The 648-nt window shown below is 78.2% G+C and carries 1 pseudogene; it reads left to right on the top strand.

Annotated features, from left to right (window positions below):
* A pseudogene (locus L0B03_RS18800) lies at positions 1 to 648 on the top strand (class I SAM-dependent RNA methyltransferase); the annotation flags it as partial.

Below are 648 nucleotides of genomic sequence, written 5' to 3'. Positions count from 1 at the left end.
GGCGGCGGGGAGCTCGCCCACGTCGCCCTGGCCGCCCAGCGGCGCTGGAAGGCCGCTGTGGTCGCCGAGCAGCTCGAGCGGCTGGCCAGGGTCCCGGCCCCCGGTCTCGAGGTCGAGGCCTGCCCCACCGAGGAGGCGCGTGCCGGCCTCGCCTGGCGGACCAGGATCGACCTGGTGGCTGACGCCGAGGGGCGGGCGGGGATGCACCGCGTCCGGTCCCACGAGGTCCTCGCCCTGGACGCGATGCCGCTGGCCGTCGAGCAGATCGGCGCGCTGGGGCTCTTCGACCGACGGTGGCCTGCCGGGGCGAGGATCACGGCGGTCGCCCCGGTGGGCGGGGACCAGCCCCTCGTGCTCGTCGACGGTGCCGCCTGGACCGACCGCGGCCCCGACCTGCGCCCCAATGCACGGGCTGCCGTCCGGGAGCGCGCCGTCCTGGACGACCGGACGCTGACCTGGCGCGTCGCCGCCGGAGGGTTCTGGCAGGTCCACCGCGAGGCCCCCGTGGTCCTCGCTGAGGCCGTCCTCGACGCGGTCGGGGACCGCGACGGGGCGACCGTGGTCGACCTCTACGCGGGAGCCGGCCTGCTGACGGTGCCCCTGGCCCACCGGGTCGGCGGCGGGGGGCGCGTCGTCGCGGTCGAGGGG

The organism is Actinotalea sp. C106 (assembly GCF_023630195.1).
Taxonomy (GTDB): domain Bacteria; phylum Actinomycetota; class Actinomycetes; order Actinomycetales; family Cellulomonadaceae; genus Actinotalea.
The sequence above is the reverse complement of the archived record's forward strand: the minus strand, read 5'-3'. Positions and strand labels throughout refer to the sequence as shown.